This window comes from Streptococcus parasanguinis (assembly GCF_964238605.1).
In the GTDB taxonomy this organism is placed as follows: domain Bacteria; phylum Bacillota; class Bacilli; order Lactobacillales; family Streptococcaceae; genus Streptococcus; species Streptococcus parasanguinis_AJ.
Window position 1 is genome coordinate 71048 of the sequence record NZ_CAXSMM010000002.1, and the last position, 18152, is coordinate 89199.

At 40.7% G+C, this 18152-nt stretch carries 15 protein-coding genes and 1 pseudogene; 13 read left to right on the plus strand and 3 right to left on the minus strand.

What is annotated here, in order from left to right; genetic code table 11:
- The first annotated feature begins 115 nt into the window (after nucleotides 1-115).
- The 12 genes and pseudogenes from ACESR9_RS02345 to ACESR9_RS02400 form a co-directional block, all read left to right on the plus strand.
- Nucleotides 116-1462 carry a DUF1958 domain-containing protein gene (locus tag ACESR9_RS02345; protein WP_373105349.1) on the plus strand — a complete coding sequence of 449 codons (1347 nt, stop codon included), beginning with the start codon at nucleotides 116-118 and terminating at the stop codon, nucleotides 1460-1462.
- 70 nt (nucleotides 1463-1532) lie between these two features.
- Nucleotides 1533-2705: an MFS transporter gene (locus tag ACESR9_RS02350; protein ID WP_373105351.1), complete on the plus strand. Its 1173-nt coding sequence runs from the start codon at nucleotides 1533-1535 to the stop codon at nucleotides 2703-2705.
- Nucleotides 2706-2872: 167 nt separating this feature from the next.
- Nucleotides 2873-3454, plus strand: a complete 582-nt coding sequence (locus ACESR9_RS02355; protein ID WP_373105353.1) for a lipoprotein — start codon at nucleotides 2873-2875, stop codon at nucleotides 3452-3454.
- Between the two features lie 73 nt (nucleotides 3455-3527).
- Nucleotides 3528-4478: a competence protein CoiA gene (locus tag ACESR9_RS02360; RefSeq protein ID WP_373105356.1), complete on the plus strand. Its 951-nt coding sequence runs from the start codon at nucleotides 3528-3530 to the stop codon at nucleotides 4476-4478.
- A gap of 266 nt (nucleotides 4479-4744) precedes the next feature.
- On the plus strand, nucleotides 4745-6547 hold the full coding sequence (gene pepF, locus ACESR9_RS02365; RefSeq protein ID WP_031573459.1) for an oligoendopeptidase F: 1803 nt from the start codon (nucleotides 4745-4747) through the stop codon (nucleotides 6545-6547).
- A gap of 1 nt (nucleotide 6548) precedes the next feature.
- Nucleotides 6549-7268, plus strand: coding sequence for an O-methyltransferase (locus ACESR9_RS02370; protein WP_031573456.1), 720 nt, complete (start codon nucleotides 6549-6551; stop codon nucleotides 7266-7268).
- A 72-nt stretch (nucleotides 7269-7340) separates the two neighbouring features.
- On the plus strand, nucleotides 7341-8285 hold the full coding sequence (gene prsA, locus ACESR9_RS02375; protein WP_340280384.1) for a peptidylprolyl isomerase PrsA: 945 nt from the start codon (nucleotides 7341-7343) through the stop codon (nucleotides 8283-8285).
- A 253-nt stretch (nucleotides 8286-8538) separates the two neighbouring features.
- Complete coding sequence (locus tag ACESR9_RS02380) at nucleotides 8539-9024, plus strand: LURP-one-related/scramblase family protein (protein ID WP_003012021.1); 486 nt, start codon at nucleotides 8539-8541, stop codon at nucleotides 9022-9024.
- Nucleotides 9025-9047: 23 nt separating this feature from the next.
- Nucleotides 9048-11666 (plus strand): alanine--tRNA ligase, encoded by a 2619-nt coding sequence (alaS, locus tag ACESR9_RS02385; protein ID WP_373105359.1) that lies wholly within the window; start codon nucleotides 9048-9050, stop codon nucleotides 11664-11666.
- A gap of 456 nt (nucleotides 11667-12122) precedes the next feature.
- Nucleotides 12123-12296 carry a CRISPR-associated endonuclease Cas2 gene (gene cas2 / locus ACESR9_RS02390; protein ID WP_023917684.1) on the plus strand — a complete coding sequence of 58 codons (174 nt, stop codon included), beginning with the start codon at nucleotides 12123-12125 and terminating at the stop codon, nucleotides 12294-12296.
- A gap of 531 nt (nucleotides 12297-12827) precedes the next feature.
- Nucleotides 12828-13154, plus strand: a complete 327-nt coding sequence (locus ACESR9_RS02395) for a hypothetical protein (RefSeq protein ID WP_023917686.1) — start codon at nucleotides 12828-12830, stop codon at nucleotides 13152-13154.
- Between the two features lie 148 nt (nucleotides 13155-13302).
- Nucleotides 13303-13734, plus strand: a pseudogene (locus ACESR9_RS02400) (DHHA1 domain-containing protein); the annotation flags it as partial.
- 108 nt (nucleotides 13735-13842) lie between these two features.
- Here ACESR9_RS02400 and nrdF read toward each other — a convergent pair.
- From nrdF to nrdH, 3 genes are all read right to left on the minus strand, one after another.
- Nucleotides 13843-14802, minus strand: coding sequence for a class 1b ribonucleoside-diphosphate reductase subunit beta (nrdF, locus tag ACESR9_RS02405; protein ID WP_373105362.1), 960 nt, complete (start codon nucleotides 14800-14802; stop codon nucleotides 13843-13845).
- A 112-nt stretch (nucleotides 14803-14914) separates the two neighbouring features.
- Nucleotides 14915-17074 carry a class 1b ribonucleoside-diphosphate reductase subunit alpha gene (gene nrdE, locus ACESR9_RS02410; RefSeq protein ID WP_373105364.1) on the minus strand — a complete coding sequence of 720 codons (2160 nt, stop codon included), beginning with the start codon at nucleotides 17072-17074 and terminating at the stop codon, nucleotides 14915-14917.
- Between the two features lie 115 nt (nucleotides 17075-17189).
- On the minus strand, nucleotides 17190-17408 hold the full coding sequence (nrdH, locus tag ACESR9_RS02415) for a glutaredoxin-like protein NrdH (RefSeq protein WP_003006408.1): 219 nt from the start codon (nucleotides 17406-17408) through the stop codon (nucleotides 17190-17192).
- 476 nt (nucleotides 17409-17884) lie between these two features.
- Here nrdH and ACESR9_RS02420 point away from each other — a divergent pair, with 476 nt between their 5' ends.
- The gene (locus tag ACESR9_RS02420) at nucleotides 17885-18148 is read left to right on the plus strand and encodes a phosphocarrier protein HPr (RefSeq protein ID WP_003006411.1); all 264 of its coding nucleotides are present in this window, start codon (nucleotides 17885-17887) and stop codon (nucleotides 18146-18148) included.
- Nucleotides 18149-18152: the final 4 nt, after the last annotated feature.

Sequence of the window (18152 nt, forward strand, 5' to 3'; positions counted from 1 at the left end):
TAATTATCTGCTGGGATTAGCTCTTTTCATCTACTGGGAGACAAGAGGAAAGGGCATGAGGGCTAGAAGCTTGTTTTAGCCTCCGGCGGATTAGTCTGTTATAAAGGAAAAGTTTATGATAAAAAAATATTTGATCCATATTTGCCTCCTTCTGAGTCTCTTATGCCAGCCAATTCTAGCGAGTGCGGATGAATTGGTGGATATGGCGCAAAAGATGTACCCAAATGACAATGTCCAAGCCATTAACCGTCCACATTCTTCGCTTATTATTGACGGAAATACGGGAAATGTTCTTTGGAAAGACAATATCGATGAAGTCAGAGATCCTGCCAGCATGAGTAAGCTCATGACGCTCTATCTCTTGTTTGAAGATATGTCAAATGGCAAGATCAGTAAGGATACAGTGATCAAGGCGACCGCTTCAGACCAAGCGATCGGAAAGATCTATGAGATCTCCAACAATAATATTGTTGCTGGAGTAGACTACACCATTCCTGAGTTGATTACCATGACAGTGGTTCCATCCTCAAATGTATCGACCCTCATGTTGGCCAATCTCATGTCCAACAATGATCCAGATGCTTTTATCGAGCGCATGAATGCCAAGGCTAAGGAATTAGGGATGACCAATACGGTCTGGAATAACCCGAGTGGGGCGGCCATCTCCACCTTGCAAGGCTACTATCAGGTCAACAATTATCCAAATGATGCGGCCAACCAGACAACTGCGCGTGATTTGGGAATTTTGGTCTATCATTTCATTAATCAATACCCGGATATTTTAAACTATACCAATCAAGCACAAGTCACGGTCAAAAAAGGGACTCCGTATGAGGAAACCTTTGATACCTACAATTATTCATTGCCAGGAGCCAAGTATGCTTTGAAAGGTGTGGATGGTTTAAAAACTGGATCAAGTCCTCGTGGAGCTTTCAACTATATCGCGACCATCAAACGGGGCAATCAGCGCTTAATTGCTGTCATTATGGGCGTAGGAGATTGGGCAGACCAAGATGGGGAATATTACCGTCACCCGTTTGGCAATGCCTTGATCGAAAAAGCCTATAAAGATTTTGGCTATAAAAAATTGCTAGATGCAGGTGTCCAGAAGATTGACGGCAAGACCTATACGCTTGAAAAACCCTTCTATGCAACGGTCAAAAAAGGTGCTAAAGAACCGACCCTTGCGGTAAAAGATGGCTATCTGACAGTAGATAATGATCTCTACACTTTGTCTGAAGGTATCCGAGATGATATGAAGGTGGAAGAAGGAGCCAAGCCAGAGCTTGTCAAAGAAACAGCAAGTGGGAAAAAGACAACGGCTAAGCACAGTAAATGGCTTTCGCTAGATCACTTCCTGATCTTGATTCCGATTCTCATTCTTATCATCATTCTCTCGATTGAAAAACAAAGTCGTGAGAGACGCAAAATAGAGGCTCAAAAGCGCTATAATAAAGAATAAAATAAAACCTAACTGATTGTCAGTTGGGTTTTGTCATTGTCCCATTCCGATATTTTTAGAAAGGATTTATATGAAAAAATTCCGAAATTCTTATGCAGCTTATATGCTGCTCTATAGTTTTTATTTTATGTCCACATCTCTCTTTACGACCCTCATTTCCGTCTATTTGATGGGAAAGCACTATAGTGCAACCCAAGTGTCGACCTTGGTATCGGTTGCCTTTTTCTTATCCATGGTAGCCCAACCTTTTTTTGGGTATATCAATGAGCGATTTGGAATCGTAAAAATGACGACCCTCAGTCTGAGTGTGATCATTGGTGGTGTCTTCGGTTTTCTTTGGGCCCCCAATCTCTTTTGGCTGACCGTTTTTTATGGGATTGTTCTAGTCTGTTTGAATGGGACAGCTCCCATGATGGAAGTTTTTGCAACGCAAAGTCCATACGCTTTTGGGAAGATTCGCGTCTGGGGAACCATTGGCTACTCGGTCGGTGTCCAAATAGCCGGCTGGGTCTATCATCAGTTTAGCCCCCAAGCTGTCTATTATACGGTTTTGATCACCATTGTACTCAGCATTTTCTGTCTAAGTGCCGTTCGGATGAAGACAAGAGAGAAAAAAGAAGAAAAGGTTAAAGAGCCGGTCTCTATTCGCCCTCTTCTTCACAATGGACCTTATCTCTTCTTTATTGTGTTGATTGGGTTGGCTTCAGGGGTTGGAAATATTGGTCATACCTATATTCCTGAGCTACTCATGGATAGTGGTCTACCAGTTCATATTGCCTCAACGGTTGTAGCTATCTCGGTTGTAGTGGAAGCCCCCTTGATCTTTTTCTCTGATCGATTCATGGACCACTGGCCTTTACGGGTTTTGATCGCTCTTCCAATTGGAATTATTTTCGCTCAATATGCCGTCTACGCTCTTCCAAGTCCTGTCTTCTTAAAAGTGCTTCTAACTCTTTTAGCCAAGCATACAACAGGGATGGTTTTGATTATGGTCTCCTTACGGTTTATTGCCCAACAGGTGAATGGCAAAGACTTGGTTCTTGCCATGGCCATTGTCCAAGGAGCTCGTTATTTAGGCACCATTCTTTTACAACCCTTCGCAGCCCTCTGTATTGAAAGAGGTGGTTACCAAGTCATGAGTTTCTTTTTAGCAGGGGTTGTAGGGATCGTCTTTTTGCTGAGCTTTGCCTTAAAAATGCCCCAAGGGAAGGCTCACGGCCTTTTTGGTGGCAAAGTAGACTAATGAAATTGTTACAATTGCATGACTAATCATCGAGGAGTTGGACAGAAACATTGATTTCACAGTGTTTTGTCCAACTTTTTTGCTATTATTAAGAACTAGTGATTAATTTGACAATCAAAGTATTCGATGCTAGAATGAGGTAAAATAAATATAAAGGAGACCATTTTATGAAAAAAATGATCTTATCGACAGCTGCTCTTTTGACGATTGTTTCCCTAGCTGCTTGTTCAAACAAACAAGACACAAAGAAGGAAACTTCAAATAGTCAATCAACTACTAAAGTGACGAGCAAATCTGCCAACACTTCAAAAAGCAAGGATACTTCAACAGATTCAGAAGAGACTTCATCTTCTAGCCTCTTAACAGACGCTGAAATCAGCAAGGCTAAAACAGTTGGAGACTTCAAAAAGTTGTTTGCAAAATTAATGGATCAATCTGTTTCTATTACTGAAGAAGCAGGTACTTCTGTGACAGGTTCTGCAAAAGAACAATACGATGCAATGATTAGTACCTTAAAGCAAGGATTAGAAAACCAAAAAGATCTCTTTAATGAAGGCTTGGAAAGCATCGGTTCAGATAGCACAGTCGTTCCTAAAGAAGACCGTGAAGCTTTGATCGAAATCTTGAAAGATGCTCGTGAAGAGTTGGAAAGTACTCGTAAAGAAATGAAAGATATGCAGAAAGAATTGAGTAAATCTCCTGTTGCTGATGATTCTAGTGACGATTCAGACTCAGATTCTGACGAATAATAGCAAAAAAAGGTTGGAAATTTCCAGCCTTTTTCTTATTTTTTTCGAATGATATAGATGAGGAGGTGGGGCTATGTTTATTGCCATGGATAACAATCAAAAGCGGTGGAACTGTATGGAAGAGATCCCAGCTGTGACAGAAGGTCCCTTCTATTGCTTAGCTTGTCATAGTCCAGTGCGTCTAAAAAATGGCTCGGTTCTACGGGCTCATTTTGCTCATGTAAAATTACAGCATTGTCCCTACCATCACGAAGCTGAGAGTTTTGAACATCTGGAATTGAAAGCCAGTCTTTATGATTGGGCCTCTAAGGAGTCTCATACAGAAGTAGAAAGTTATTTAGCAGATTTTCAACAAATTGCTGATCTTTTGGTAGTAGACAAGAATTTAGCTTTGGAAGTGCAGTGCAGCCCCCTATCTTTAGAACGCTTGAAGGAGAGAAGCGATGCGTATAGATCCAACGGTTACCAGGTCTATTGGTTACTTGGTAAAAAGTTGTGGCTCAAGGAAAGACTGACAAAGCTACAGGCTGGTTTTCTTTATTTTAGTCAGAATCGCGGGTTCCATCTTTGGGAATTGGATCTTGAAAAGAAAGAAGTGCGTTTGCAATACCTCATCCATGAGGATTTGAGAGGGCGATTGCATTATCAAACAGAAGTTTTCCCTTTTGGTCAAAGGTCTTTACTGGAAGTCTTACGGACCCCTTATCTTTCACAACCCATGCGGCAAATGGCAGTCGAGCTCGATCGGACATTTTTAACGTATATCCAGCAGCAACTCTTTTATCGTCACCCAAAGTGGCTGAAGCTTCAGGAAGAACTCTATTTGCAGGGAAACCATCTGATGGAACTGGAGCTAGATTTCTTTTATCCTCTTTGTCGTCCGATCCTTTCACAGAACTTGCTCCAAATTAAAGAGGATGTAGAAGGTTACTACCAGCAATTTATGACCTATTATCAGTCGCAAGGAATCCAATCCGTTCAGATCCTTTATCCCCCACGTTTTTATGCTCAACAGAAAAGCTAACTTTCTAAGATAGAAATCCTCCCGAAATGTTCATTTTTGTCTATTAGAATAGACAATAAAAAAGAGCTGTTTTCATTTCGCTTTTTTAACTATACGGGCAAGAATTGAATACGGTTTTGAATATGGTTTTTATAAACTATTGAGAATTAACAAGTAACTATTAAAATTAGAAAGCCTTATTTTAAAAGCTTTTCAAGTATTAATAGAAATTAATAGAAAGCATTTTTCAAATATGCTAAAATAGAACCATTGGAGGATTAATCGAAATGGTAAAACAACGTAATGAAATTGATGAAAAATACCAATGGGATTTGTCGACAATTTTTGCGACAGATCAAGCTTGGGAAGAAGAAGCAGCTAGCTTAGCTGCAGATATTAAAGCAGCAAGCCACTATGCTGGCCATTTGTTGGATTCAGCGCAAACACTGTTGGATACAACCAATGCATATTTGGAATTGAGCCGTCGTTTAGAAAAAGTCTACGTCTATGCCCATATGAAAAATGACCAAGACACACGAGTGGCTAAATACCAAGAGTACCAATCAAAAGGGATGTCTCTTTATAGCTTGTTAGGTGAAACCTTTGCCTTCTATGAGCCTGAATTCATGGCCATTACGGATGAGCAGTACAAGGCCTTTGTGAGTGAAGTTCCAGCCTTGGAACAATATGGTCATTATTTTGATCGTTTGCTAGAGAAAAAAGAACATGTCTTGTCTCAAAAAGAAGAGGAATTACTTGCAGGAGCTGGTGAGATCTTTGCAGCTGGTGGTGAAACTTTTGAAATCTTGGACAATGCAGATATTGTTTTCCCAACTGTACATGATGACAAGGGTGAAGAAGTTCAATTAACCCATGGAAACTATATTTCTTTGGTAGAATCAAAAGATCGTGCCGTTCGTAAAGAAGCTTACGAAGGTCTCTACAAGGTCTATGAACAGTACCAACATACCTATGCTAAAACCTTGCAAACCAATGTGAAAGTTCACAACTTCAATGCCAAAGTTCGCAAATTCTCTTCTGCCCGTGAAGCGGCCCTTTCTGAAAACTTTGTACCAGAAAGTGTTTATGATAGCTTGGTAGCAGCTGTGAACAAACATTTGCCACTCTTGCAACGCTATGTGCAATTGCGCTCAAAAATTCTAGGAATCTCAGACTTGAAGATGTACGATATGTATACGCCATTATCCGATACAGACTACAAGTTTACCTATGAAGAATCGTTGGCCAAAGCAGAAGAAGTCTTGGCTGTTTTGGGTGAGGACTACCTTTCTCGTGTGAAACGTGCCTTTAGCGAACGGTGGATTGATGTGCATGTCAACCAAGGAAAACGCTCAGGTGCTTATTCAGGAGGTTCTTATGATACCAATGCCTTCATGTTGTTGAACTGGCAAGATACATTGGATAATCTCTTCACCTTAGTGCATGAAACTGGTCACAGTATGCATTCTAGCTATACCCGTGAAACCCAGCCTTATGTCTATGGGGACTATTCCATCTTCCTTGCTGAAATCGCCTCTACAACCAATGAAAATATCCTGACCGAACGTCTGTTAGAAGAAGTAGAAGACGATGCAACTCGTTTTGCTATTTTGAATCACTTCTTGGATGGCTTCCGTGGAACCGTCTTCCGTCAAACGCAGTTTGCTGAATTTGAGCATGCCATTCATAAAGCAGACCAAGAAGGTACCGTTTTGACTAGTGAGTTCTTGAACAACCTTTATGCAGAGCTCAATGAAAAATACTATGGTCTTTCAAAAGAAGACAACCCTGAGATCCAATATGAATGGGCTCGGATTCCTCACTTCTACTATAACTACTATGTCTTCCAATATTCAACAGGTTTTGCAGCAGCTTCAGCCTTAGCTGAAAAGATTGTTCATGGAACACAAGAAGATCGTGATAAATATATCGACTACTTGAAAGCTGGAAATTCTGATTATCCACTCAATGTCATCCGCAAAGCAGGTGTGGATATGGAAAAAGAAGACTACTTGGACGCAGCCTTTGCGGTCTTTGAACGTCGGTTGAATGAATTTGAAGCCCTAGTAGAAAAATTAGGACTCGCATAAGATGGTAGAGTCTTATAGTAAAAATGCCAACCACAATATGCGCCGGCCAGTGGTTAAAGATGAGATCGTTGACTTTATGCGCACGCGTCAAAAACCGGTAGCAGGTGCCTTGGAGGAGTTAGAAGCATTCGCCCGCAAGGAAAATATTCCGATTATTCCGCATGAAACGGTAGCTTACTTTAGACTACTCCTGCAAGCCCTACAACCAAAGAAAATCCTGGAAATTGGGACAGCAATTGGATTTTCAGCGCTCTTAATGGCTGAAAATGCTCCCGATGCACAAATTACCACTATTGATCGGAATGAAGAGATGATTGGCTTTGCCAAGGAAAATCTGGCTAAATACGATCAGAGAAAGCAAATCACCTTGCTTGAAGGAGATGCGGTAGATGTCTTGCAGGATTTAACAGAGACCTATGACTTTGTCTTTATGGACTCTGCTAAGTCTAAGTACATCGTCTTTTTACCACGGATTCTCGAACTCTTAGAGGTTGGGGGAATTGTGGTACTGGATGATATTTTCCAAGGAGGAGATGTTGCCAAGGACATCATGGAAGTGCGTCGTGGACAACGAACCATTTACCGGGGGCTTCAGAATCTCTTTCATGCGACTCTCAATCATCCAGATTTGACCGCTAGTTTGGTGCCACTTGGAGATGGTATTTTGATGATTCGGAAAAATGCAGAGACGGTAACCTTGCCAGATCCTAGCTCTTTTTAGGTAAATTTAAGGTATTCTCTCTAATTTGTGGTAAAATAGAAGAAGTTTAAAAAGGAACGGAGAATAATTTTCATGAAGAAAAAACTTGTAGCGGGTGCTGTGACCTTGCTATCAGTCGTAACACTAGCAGCGTGTGCCAATGGCACAAACAAAGATATCGTGACCATGAAAGGGGACACGATCACAGTTTCTGATTTCTATAATGAAATCAAAACCAACCAAGGTGCTCAACAAGTTCTTTTCCAAATGACCATCAATAAAGTCTTTGAAAAAGAATATGGATCAAAAGTTTCTGATAAAGAAGTCGATAAAGAATTGGCTAAACAAAAGAAACAATTAGGTAACCAATTCGATGCATACTTGGCGCAACAAGGCTTGACGGAAGAAACAGCGAAGAAACAAATCCGTAGCAATATGTTGTTGGAATATGCAGTCAACCAAGCGGCTAAGAAAGATATCAAAGAGTCTGACTACAAGGCAGCTTTTGAATCTTACACACCAGAAGTAACAGCACAAATTATCAAGTTAGATTCAGAAGATAAAGCAAAAGAAGTGTTGGAAGCTGCTAAAGCGGAAGGTGCAGACTTTGCCCAAATCGCCAAAGACAATTCAACAGATACTGCTACAAAAGACAAAGGTGGCGAAGTCAAGTTCGATTCAGGAACAGCAGGTATCCCATCTCAAGTCAAAGAAGCTGCCTTTAAATTGGATGAAAACGGCATTTCAGATGTGATCACAGTTTCAGCAGGTCAAAACTATTCTGCTAGCTACTATATTGTCAAATTGAATAAGAAGACAGAAAAAGGCTCTGACTGGAAGAAATACGAAAAACGTTTGAAAGAGATCATTGTTGACGGTCGTAAGCAAGATACCAATTTCATCCGTAGCGTTATTGCAAAAGCGATGACCAATGCCAATATCAAGGTCAAAGATGATGCTTTCAAATCAACATTTAACCAATATTTGCAAAATATCGGTGTTCAAACGAGCGATAGCAGCTCATCATCTAAAAAATAGTTGACGGTTCCATTTGGAACTTGTATAATGAAATAGTTGAGAATAAATCATTGTTACTCGGAATCAGAGAAGTGGCGGGGGTGCGAGCCATGGAAGAGAAATGATTTTGCTACTCGGCTGAGACAATTGCATATAAAATGAAGAATGACAAGTTCATTGAATGAAGGTGGTACCGCGGTTTTTCGCCCTTCGTTTAGTGGCTTGTCTTTTGTTTATGGGCAGTTGTCTGGAGCTTTTTAAAGGAGATCAAAAGATGCGAACCTATCAAGTGAAACAAAAATTTCGATTGGGTGGCGAGCGATTCGATATCAAAGATGAGTTGGGAAATGTTGAATACCAGGTTGAGGGATCTTTTCTTAAGATTCCCAAGACTTTTACCATCTATGATAAGAATGGACAAGAAGTGAGCCACATTACTAAAAAAACAATCAGCTTTCTTCCCAAGTTTGTGGTTGAGTTGAAGGATGGGGACCGCTTTTTTATCCATAAAAAGCTGACGCTCTTCAGGGATAAGTACGATATCGAAGATTTGGGACTTCGGGTACAAGGAAATATCTGGGACCTAGAATTCAAATTATTCGATGATCGGGATCAAATCGTTGCTGAGATTAGCAAGGAACTCTTTCATCTAACCTCTACCTACCAAGTATCGGTGTATGAGGATGAATACGCTGATTTAGTCATCTCACTTTGTGTCGCCATCGATTATGTCGAAATGTTAGAAGCTGGCGCAAATTAATCTTAAAAAATTAGGAGACAAATATGAAACAATTATCTAGTGCACAAGTCCGTCAAATGTGGCTTGATTTCTGGGCAAGCAAAGGTCACTCTGTAGAACCATCTGTTAGCTTGGTTCCTGTAAACGACCCTACACTTTTATGGATTAACTCAGGGGTTGCCACTCTTAAGAAATACTTCGATGGAACCATCAAACCTGAAAATCCACGGATTACCAATGCTCAAAAAGCCATCCGTACCAATGATATCGAAAACGTAGGGAAGACTGCTCGTCACCATACCATGTTTGAAATGTTGGGGAACTTCTCAATCGGAGATTATTTCCGTGATGAAGCTATTACGTGGGCTTATGAGCTTTTGACAAGTCCTGAATGGTTTGACTTCCCCAAAGACAAACTTTATATGACTTATTATCCAGATGATAAAGATTCATACAACCGTTGGATCGCTGTTGGGGTAGATCCAAGTCACTTGATCCCAATCGAAGACAACTTCTGGGAAATCGGTGCGGGGCCTTCTGGACCAGATACAGAAATCTTCTTTGACCGTGGAGAAGCCTTTGACCCTGAAAATATCGGTCTTCGTCTGCTTGCAGAAGATATCGAAAACGACCGTTACATCGAAATCTGGAACATTGTCTTGTCACAATTTAACGCAGACCCTGCTGTTCCTCGTAGCGAATACAAGGAATTGCCACACAAGAACATTGATACGGGCGCTGGTTTGGAACGTTTGGTAGCCGTTATCCAAGGGGCGAAGACCAACTTTGAAACAGACCTCTTCATGCCAATCATCCGTGAAGTAGAAAAGATGTCTGGTAAAACCTACGATCCAGATGGCGATAACATGAGCTTCAAGGTGATTGCTGACCACATCCGTTCGCTTTCATTTGCGATTGGAGATGGAGCTCTTCCTGGTAATGAAGGACGCGGTTACGTTCTTCGTCGTCTCCTCCGTCGTGCTTCCATGCATGGTCAAAAATTGGGGATCGAAGGAACCTTCTTGTATAAATTGGTTCCAACCGTTGGGAAGATCATGGAAAGCTACTACCCAGAAGTACTTGAAAAACAAGACTTCATCGAAAAAATCATCAAGAGTGAAGAAGAATCATTTGCTCGTACCTTGAACTCTGGTCAACACTTTGCAGAAACTATCGTAGCAGACTTGAAAGAAAAAGGTCAAACGGTTATCGCTGGTCAGGATGTCTTTAAACTCTACGATACTTATGGATTCCCAGTGGAATTGACAGAAGAAATCGCTGAAGAAGCTGGAATGACGGTCGATCGTGACGGTTTTGAAGCGGCTATGAAGGAACAACAAGAACGTGCGCGTGCATCTGCTGTCAAAGGTGGATCTATGGGGATGCAAAATGAAACCCTTCAAAACATTACAGTTGAAAGTAGCTTCAACTACAATGCCAGCCAATTGCCTTCTAAGTTGGTGGCTATCGTAGCAGATAATGCTGAAGTAGAGGCTGTTTCAGAAGGAACTGCATCACTGATCTTTGCAGAAACTCCATTCTACGCTGAAATGGGTGGACAAGTTGCGGACCATGGTCAAATCTTGGATGCTACAGGAAAAGTCGTAGCTACTGTAACAGATGTACAAAAGGCACCAAATGGACAACCACTTCATACTGTTGAAGTTCTTGCTCCTCTTGCCTTGAACCAAGAATACACCTTGGCGATCGATACCAATCGTCGTCATCGTGTCATGAAGAACCACACTGCAACTCACTTGCTCCATGCCGCTCTTCACAATATCCTTGGTAACCACGCAACCCAAGCAGGATCTCTCAACGAAGTAGAATTCCTTCGCTTTGACTTTACCCACTTCCAAGCCGTAACTCCTGAAGAATTGCGCGCTATTGAACAACAAGTCAATGAAAAGATTTGGGAAGCGATCGCAGTCGAAACGATTGAAACAGATATAGATACTGCTAAAGAAATGGGAGCCATGGCCCTCTTTGGTGAAAAATACGGTAAAGAAGTCCGTGTTGTCACTATCGGTGATTACTCAGTAGAGCTTTGTGGTGGTACTCACGTAGGTAACACTTCTGAAATTGGCCTCTTCAAGATTGTCAAAGAAGAAGGGATCGGATCAGGAACTCGTCGTATCTTGGCAGTGACTGGTAAGGAAGCCTTCGAAGCTTATCGTGAACAAGAAGATGCACTGAAAGCAGTCGCAGCAACCTTGAAAGCACCTCAACTTAAAGAAGTCCCTCACAAGGTTGAAGGTCTTCAAGAACAACTCCGTCAATTGCAAAAAGAAAATGCAGAATTGAAGGAAAAAGCAGCAGCAGCTGCAGCAGGCGATGTCTTCAAGAATGTTCAAGAAGCAAACGGTCACAGCTTTATCGCAAGCCAAGTTTCTGTATCAGATGCAGGTGCCCTTCGTACCTTCGCGGACAACTGGAAACAAAAAGATTACTCTGATGTGCTTGTTCTTGTCGCAGCCATCGGTGACAAGGTCAATGTCCTTGTAGCCAGCAAGACAAAAGATGTGCATGCAGGTAATGTGATCAAAGAATTGGCTCCAATCGTCGATGGACGTGGTGGTGGTAAACCAGACATGGCCATGGCAGGAGGAAGTAACCAAGCGAAAATCCAAGAATTGTTGGATGCCGTAGCATGTAAATTGTAATCTAGAGAAGACCTACCCTCGGGTAGGTCTTTTTGCTTGTGTATTTTTTTATATATGGCTTGACTACTTTTGAAAACGTGATAAACTAATATCCTTTATCCATTGAGGAGGTGTTAGGACATGAGTGGTTTATTCGTACAAAAGTCGGACTATGCTTTAGGTCTATCTGAATACAGAATTATCGTGAAAAATGGGAATGGTGAAATTTTCAGGGAGAGCTAGAAAAGGAGCTATTTGAAAAAGAGGAGGATGATGCTGTCATATGAACAGATGAGGGAAGTGAAATCTTTATCCGAGGTATGAGGGAAAGGATGCTGGAAAATCATCCATATGTTCAAGGTATAGCAAACGTTACAGTTTTTTCTATACTGCTGATCAGCAAATCAAAAGCTTGATCAGATCGTTTGAGGAGCTAGGTCCTCAATCTTATCGAACATGTGATACAGGAGATAAATAATGGGATTATTCTATCGTTTATCAGGAGATGAGAAAGAGTTCGCCAAGAAAAAGTCTCTCTTTTGCTCGATTATCTACGATATCACCAGCATTAAACGGAGCTTGAAATTGGCTAAACTTCTAGAGGTATTTGGTATTCGAGTGCAACGCTCTTGTTTTGAGGTTGATTTATAGTTAGAGGTCTCTAGTTATCAGCTTTTACTTGGTGCTCGTCAAAATTCTTATGATGCCAAGCAAGAGGACAACAATATCATCTATGTCGGTAGTTTGGAGGAAACCGTTCGTTTGAATGGGGTGAGAGATCAATAGAACGTGAAGATTGTTTGTTCTTCTAGCTGAAAGCTCTAGTAAAATATGGTATACTTAGGATTGTTTCCAGGTAGGAACTATACTGTGTGTTGATTCCCTTTTTGGGATGCAGCATATGAAGTAGGCCCCCCTAACCCTTGATAGTGGATTGAAAGAGCTCAAATTCCTTCTACGTTTGATGAATGTTATGGAGGGCGTAAAGGTTCAAAATACAGCTTAATGACTGATGTTATACGCTTGCAATACATTCAATGTATCTATTATTCTGATATTGTCAGAGAAGCATCAGGGAGCTATAGGAAACAAGTTAATTCCAAGTTTTCATCTGATACAGAAGAGAAAATTATTGGTGAAATTATTAAATATTTAGACGATGAGTTATAAGAAAGGAATAAAATGGGAAGATTTAATAGAGCATTACTCAATTTACTATGTTTTGGGATTTTCTTTAGTACAATAGTCATTATGTTCATTTTCAAGGCTGGAAATGACCTATCTAATATCTATGATAGATTAGAGAAAGAGAAACAAGAGCAGATAGTGAAAAACCCTAATCCACAAGATCGTGAAATTGTTGGAAAAACTGATGATGGTGAATACTTACAATTCATCTTGTGGGATGAATACAACCAAAAAGAACACAAAATACACGTTCACCCCAGTGACTATGATATTTATAAAATAGGGGATATCTATTATACTGATAAAAACACAATTCATTAAAATCAAGGAGAAACTAAAAATGAAAAACACTAAAAAACGTAAGATTATTTTTAAGTAGGAAGCCACCAAACCCTCGAGAGGAGATGGAAACGGTCTTACAAATCTCATAAAAGCTGTACAAGTTCCAACTCCAGTAAATGATTCAAATAAGGAAGTTCCTCACAAGGTGGAAGGTCTTCAAGAACAACTTCGTCAATTGCAAAAAGAAAATGCAGAATTGAAGGAAAAAGCAGCAGCAGCGGCAGCAGGCGATGTCTTCAAGAATGTTCAAGAAGCAAATGGACACCGTTACATTGCCAGCCAAGTTTCAGTTTCAGATGCAGGTGCCCTTCGTACCTTTGCGGATAACTGGAAACAAAAAGACTACTCTGATGTGCTTGTTCTTGTCGCAGCCATCGGTGACAAGGTCAATGTCCTTGTAGCCAGCAAGACAAAAGATGTGCATGCAGGCAATGTGATCAAAGAATTAGCTCCAATCGTCGATGGACGTGGTGGTGGTAAACCAGACATGGCCATGGCAGGAGGAAGCAACCAAGCGAAAATCCAAGAATTGTTGGATGCCGTATCAGGTAAATTGTAATAATGGAGAGGTTGGATATTTGTCCAACCTCTTTTTTCAAAAAAGAAGCAGATCCAATTAGAAAAAGATTGCAACAAAAAAACCTTTCCGTCTGGAAAGGTTTTTATCTTATAATCCGTAATTATAATCGTCATCCTGCATAGCTTCTACTTCACCGAGAAGGTAACCATTTCCGACTTGAGAGAAGAAGTCGTGGTTAGAGGTACCGGTTGAGATTCCGTTCATGACGATTGGGTTAACGTCATCTGCTGAGTCTGGGAAGAGCGGATCTTGTCCCAAGTTCATGAGGGCTTTATTGGCGTTGTAGCGAAGGAAGGTCTTGACTTCTTCTGTCCAGCCCACACCGTCATAGAGGCTCTCTGTGTAGCCTTCTTCATTCTCATAGAGGGTGTAGAGCAGATCGTACATCCACTCTTTGAGTTTTTCTTGTTCTTCTTCTGGTAATTCGTTAAATCCAAGTTGGAACTTGTAGCCGATATAGGTTCCGTGAACTGATTCGTCCCGAATGATCAACTTGATGATCTCAGCTACGTTGGCCAATTTGTTGTTTCCAAGATAGTAGAGAGGTGTGAAGAAACCAGAGTAGAAGAGGAAGGTTTCAAGGAAAACACTGGCAACTTTCTTTTCAAGAGGAGTCCCATTGAGGTAGATTTCGTTGACAATCTCTGCTTTTCTTTGAAGATATGGGTTGGTATTGGTCCATTCAAAAATTTCTTCGATTTCTGACTTGGTATTCAAGGTAGAAAAGATAGAAGAGTAAGACTTAGCGTGGACAGATTCCATAAATTGGATGTTGTTAAAGACGGCTTCTTCATGGGGAGTACGAATATCTGCACGAAGAGCTTGCACGCCCGTTTCAGACTGCATGGTATCCAAGAGTGTCAATCCACCAAAGACTTTACCAACGAGGTCTTTTTCTTTATTAGACAACTTTCTCCAGTCATCCAAGTCGTTTGACAAAGGAATACGTGTATCCAACCAAAATTGTTCGGTTAGCTTTTCCCAAGTAGATTTATCGATGACATCCTCGATGGCATTCCAGTTAATGGCTTTGTAGTATGTTTCCATTTGCATCACTTTCTTTTTCTATTCATTCAATCGTTACTATTCTACCATAAATGGATAGAATACGCACAAAAAGTCGGCGAACCGACTTTTAATGGCGAACCTTGGGGCTGTCTTAGATGATACAGCTTTCACATTGGTTAGCACCGACTTCTCCACCATCATCTGTAAAGGTACGGACGTAGTAGATAGACTTGATACCCTTGTTAAAGGCGTAGTTACGAAGGATAGACAAGTCACGAGTGGTTTGTTTGTTTTCAGTTTTCCATTCGTAGAGACCTTTTGGAATATCGCTGCGCATAAAGAGGGTCAGTGAAAGACCTTGGTCTACGTGCTCAGTTGCCGCAGCATAGACATCGATGACTTTACGCATATCCATGTCGTAGGCAGAAGTGTAGTAAGGAATGGTTTCGGTTGATAAACCAGCAGCAGGATAGTAGATCTTTCCGATTTTCTTTTCTTGGCGTTCTTCAATCCGTTGTGTGATTGGGTGGATAGAAGCAGAGACGTCATTGATGTAGCTGATGGAACCATTTGGTGCGACAGCCAAGCGGTTTTGGTGGTAAAGACCATCTGCTTGAACTTTAGCACGCAGTTCTGCCCAATCCTCTGCACTTGGGATGAAGATATCTTTAAAGAGTTCTTTGACGCGATCAGATTTTGGTACAAATTCTCCACTTGTGTACTTATCGAAGTAGCTACCGTTGGCGTAGTCTGATTTTTCGAAGTTGTGGAAGGTAACGCCTCGTTCACGCGCGATGTTGTTTGATTCTACGAGAGTCCAGTAGTTCATGAGCATGAAGTAGATACTTGTAAACTCAACAGACTCAGGTGATCCGTATTCGATCAATTGTTGGGCAAGGTAGCTGTGAAGTCCCATTGCTCCAAGTCCGAACGAATGCGCCAGTTTATTTCCGTGGTCAATTGTAGGAACAGCGACGATATGAGAACTATCGGTGACGAAGGTCAAGGCACGAACCATGGCACGAATGGAACGACCAAAATCAGGTGAAGTCATCATGTTGACCACGTTGGTTGAACCAAGGTTACATGAGACGTCTGTTCCCATTTGGACAAATTCTTGGGCATCGTTGATCAAGCTTGGTTCTTGAACCTGTAGGATCTCTGAACACAAGTTACTCATGATGATTTTTCCATCAACTGGGTTGGCCCGGTTAGCAGTATCGATGTTGACTACATAAGGGTAGCCAGATTCTTGTTGCAATTTAGAAATTTCAGTTTCCAAATCACGTGCCTTGATTTTTGTCTTACGGATATTTGGATTAGCGACCAACTCATCATATTTTTCAGTGATATCAATGTAGTTAAATGGCACTCCGTATTCACGCTCAACAGAGTATGGGCTGAAGAGGTACATTTCTTCATTTTTACGAGCCAATTCATAGAATTTGTCTGGTACGACGACCCCAAGTGAGAGAGTCTTAACCCGAACTTTTTCATCAGCATTTTCTTTCTTAGTAGAAAGGAAGGCAATGATGTCTGGGTGGAAGACGTTCAAGTATACCACACCAGCCCCTTGGCGTTGTCCCAGTTGGTTCGAGTAAGAGAAGCTATCTTCAAACAGTTTCATAACAGGTACGACCCCAGAAGCAGCTCCTTCATAGCCCTTGATCGGTGCTCCAGCTTCACGAAGGTTGCTGAGGGAGATCCCAACCCCACCACCGATACGTGAAAGTTGAAGGGCAGAGTTGATAGAGCGTCCAATCGCATTCATATCATCAGTTACTTGGATCAAGAAACAAGAAACTAATTCTCCACGACGGGCACGTCCAGCATTTAAGAATGAAGGAGTAGCTGGTTGGTAACGTTGGTGGATGATTTCATTTGCGATGTCTCGTGCGATGTCTTCATTTCCATCTGCAAAATAAAGAGCATTGAAGAAGACACGGTCTTCCATGCTTTCAAGATAATATTCTCCATCGTTTGTTTTCAAAGCGTATTGGTTATAGAATTTATAAGCCGCCATGAAGGACTTGAATTGGAAGTTTTGGTCTTTGATAAATTGGGCCAATTCCTCTAAAAATTCAGGACGATATTTCTCGATAAAAGCTCTCTCAATGTAATTGTGCTCGAGAAGGTACTGAATCTTGTCTGTAATCGAGTCAAAGGCCATGGTATTTGGTGCAACATTTTCTTTAAAGAAAGCATCCAAAGCTTCTTTATCTTTATGAAGCATGATTTGGCCGTTTACTGGACGGTTGATTTCATTGTTAAGACGAAAATACGTCACATCTTCAAGAGATTTTAATCCCATAATAATCCTTTTCTAGTTCAAAAAAATGAAGAGGAGAAGTCCTCTCTTTACAAGTAAAAGGTCTAGTGTTAGGTTGCTAACGCTAGACCCCTATTTAAGCAAAATACTGTGTTTATTAAGAAAGTTTCTTCAACTTAGCTGGTTGAAAACCAGAAAATACTTCATCTGGTGTTTGAATAACTGGAGCAGCATTGAAGCCAAGGTTTTTAACATGTTCTACAAATTCTGGCTGTTCATCTAAGTTAATTTCGCGGTATTCCACGTGATTGCTATCGAGGAATCGTTTGGTCATTTTGCATTGAACACAATTATTTTTTGAATAAATGGTTACCATTTCTTTTTCGTTCTCCTATCGAAATATAAATCTGTAAACAGTATAAACAAAATCCAGCAACTTGTCAACAAAATAAAACTAAATATTGTGCAAAGATATGAAATGGGGTTTTTAAAACACAATATATTGTGGTGGATGGAAATTGAGAAATTCCAAGAAATGGGATAGGAATAGGCTTTAAAGCATCTTTAATTAGTTATAATTTTTTGGTGAATCAATATCCTGTGGTACAGTTGCTTCTTTGTTTTTGAAAGTGGAGGAAAATGGTACTTATAATATAGTAGAAAATTGAAAAGATTTGTTCTCCATTCTTCAGTAGCTTCTTAGAATGTATCTAAATTGGGATTTTTCGCAGTCTTTTTCTGTAAGTCAGTGATAAAAATCTTGAAAAAAATTTCAAAAGATGATATAATACCAAATTGTAAGGGTTATCAAAAGGTAACTCAAAAACTATTTTTTAAAAGGAGAGTCCAATTATGGCTTCTAAAGATTTCCACATCGTGGCAGAAACAGGTATCCACGCACGTCCAGCAACTTTGTTGGTTCAAACTGCTAGCAAATTTGCATCAGACATCACTCTTGAATACAAAGGTAAATCAGTTAACTTGAAATCAATCATGGGTGTTATGAGCCTTGGTGTTGGTCAAGGTGCTGACGTTGTAATTTCTGCTGAAGGTGCTGACGCTGATGATGCGATCGCAGCTATCTCAGAAACAATGACTAAAGAAGGATTGGCTTAAAAAT

Excerpts from the sequence above, each read along its gene's own strand:
- ACESR9_RS02345 (WP_373105349.1), top strand. The coding sequence starts at position 116 with ATGATAAAAAAATATTTGATCCATATTTGCCTCCTTCTGAGTCTCTTA.
- ACESR9_RS02350 (WP_373105351.1), top strand. The coding sequence starts at position 1,533 with ATGAAAAAATTCCGAAATTCTTATGCAGCTTATATGCTGCTCTATAGT.
- ACESR9_RS02355 (WP_373105353.1), top strand. The coding sequence starts at position 2,873 with ATGAAAAAAATGATCTTATCGACAGCTGCTCTTTTGACGATTGTTTCC.
- ACESR9_RS02360 (WP_373105356.1), top strand. The coding sequence starts at position 3,528 with ATGTTTATTGCCATGGATAACAATCAAAAGCGGTGGAACTGTATGGAA.
- pepF (WP_031573459.1), top strand. The coding sequence starts at position 4,745 with ATGGTAAAACAACGTAATGAAATTGATGAAAAATACCAATGGGATTTG.
- ACESR9_RS02370 (WP_031573456.1), top strand. The coding sequence starts at position 6,549 with ATGGTAGAGTCTTATAGTAAAAATGCCAACCACAATATGCGCCGGCCA.
- prsA (WP_340280384.1), top strand. The coding sequence starts at position 7,341 with ATGAAGAAAAAACTTGTAGCGGGTGCTGTGACCTTGCTATCAGTCGTA.
- ACESR9_RS02380 (WP_003012021.1), top strand. The coding sequence starts at position 8,539 with ATGCGAACCTATCAAGTGAAACAAAAATTTCGATTGGGTGGCGAGCGA.
- alaS (WP_373105359.1), top strand. The coding sequence starts at position 9,048 with ATGAAACAATTATCTAGTGCACAAGTCCGTCAAATGTGGCTTGATTTC.
- cas2 (WP_023917684.1), top strand. The coding sequence starts at position 12,123 with ATGGGATTATTCTATCGTTTATCAGGAGATGAGAAAGAGTTCGCCAAG.
- ACESR9_RS02395 (WP_023917686.1), top strand. The coding sequence starts at position 12,828 with ATGGGAAGATTTAATAGAGCATTACTCAATTTACTATGTTTTGGGATT.
- nrdF (WP_373105362.1), bottom strand. The coding sequence starts at position 14,802 with ATGGAAACATACTACAAAGCCATTAACTGGAATGCCATCGAGGATGTC.
- nrdE (WP_373105364.1), bottom strand. The coding sequence starts at position 17,074 with ATGGGATTAAAATCTCTTGAAGATGTGACGTATTTTCGTCTTAACAAT.
- nrdH (WP_003006408.1), bottom strand. The coding sequence starts at position 17,408 with ATGGTAACCATTTATTCAAAAAATAATTGTGTTCAATGCAAAATGACC.
- ACESR9_RS02420 (WP_003006411.1), top strand. The coding sequence starts at position 17,885 with ATGGCTTCTAAAGATTTCCACATCGTGGCAGAAACAGGTATCCACGCA.